At 77.5% G+C, this 1151-nt stretch carries 1 protein-coding gene and 1 tRNA gene; one reads left to right on the top strand and one right to left on the bottom strand.

All coding sequences use genetic code 11. The features are described 5' to 3' along the window. Nucleotides 1-111: 111 nt before the first annotated feature. Nucleotides 112-984 carry an alpha/beta hydrolase gene (locus tag AB0D08_RS40845; protein ID WP_035980854.1) on the bottom strand — a complete coding sequence of 291 codons (873 nt, stop codon included), beginning with the start codon at nucleotides 982-984 and terminating at the stop codon, nucleotides 112-114. A gap of 81 nt (nucleotides 985-1065) precedes the next feature. Between AB0D08_RS40845 and AB0D08_RS40850 the strand changes: the two genes are divergently transcribed. Further along, nucleotides 1066-1139, top strand: a tRNA-Lys gene (locus AB0D08_RS40850). Nucleotides 1140-1151: the final 12 nt, after the last annotated feature.

Raw genomic sequence — 1151 nt, forward strand, 5'->3', positions numbered from 1 at the left:
ACTCTTAATCAGCGGGTCCGGGGTTCGAGTCCCTGGCGGCGCACCGACAACCGAAGGCCCCCTCGCCCAGGCGAGGGGGCCTTCGGCGTCCCCGGGGCGGCCCGGGCCGGCTCAGCCCGGCCGGGAGGTGCCGAGGATCGCGGCCGCCACCTCGGCGGGGGCGTCGATCATCAGCAGGTGCCCGGCCGGGACGGCGGTCCGGAAGGCGCCGCCCAGCCGGGCGGCCAGCGCCCGCTGCCGGACCAGCCAGGGTGAGCCGTCCGTCCGGGCCGCGGCGAGCACCGTGACCGGGGCGTCGGGCAGCGGCCGGGCGGTCCGGAGCGCGGCCAGCGCGGCGGCGTCGTCGAGGTAGGCGGTGTTCTCCCGCAGCAGCGCGCGCAGCGCCCGCCCGGGCCGGTAGCAGCGGCGGAGCAGGTCGGCGGGCACCTCCTCCCGGCCGCGCAGCGAGGCCTGCCGCACCACCAGCCGCCGGGCGGCCGGTCCGCACAGGTAGGGCGCGGCGGCGGCGGTGAGGGCGGCGGCCAACAGCCGCGCCGCCGCGTCGCGCAGCCCGGGTGCCGGCCGGGGCCTGGGGTCCTCCTCCACGCTGCCGTCCAGCAGGACCAGCGCGGCCGTGCGGTCCGGGTACAGCCGGGCGAAGGCCTCGACGTGGAAGGCGGCGAGCGAGTGGCCGGCCACCGTGACGGGCCCCGGCTCGCCGAGCGCGTCGAGGACGGCCGCGATCCGGTGCGCCTCGCCCGCCGGACCCGGGCGCTCGGCGGCGGGTGCGGGTCCGCTCAGCCCGTAGCCGGGGCGGTCGAAGCGGATCACCGTGCGGTGCGGGGTGAGCAGCGGCACCACCGGGTCCCAGTCGAACCAGCAGCCGCCGAGGCCGCTGGTGAGCAGGCAGACCGGGCCGGTGCCCTCGCGCCGGACGTGCAGCGGCAGCCCGCCGATCCGGCGGATCACCGGCCGGCCCGGGCGGACGGGGTCCTGGATGGTCACATCTGCACCCTAAGCGGGTGGAACCGGTCACCCCGTGCCGACCATCCCCGCGGACCGTGTATTGTTTTCCCCGTCAGACAGGCGCCGCTAGCTCAGTTGGTTAGAGCAGCTGACTCTTAATCAGCGGGTCCGGGGTTCGAGTCCCTGGCGGCGCACCGACAACCGAA

Source organism: Kitasatospora sp. NPDC048540 (assembly GCF_040651175.1).
Taxonomy (GTDB): domain Bacteria; phylum Actinomycetota; class Actinomycetes; order Streptomycetales; family Streptomycetaceae; genus Kitasatospora.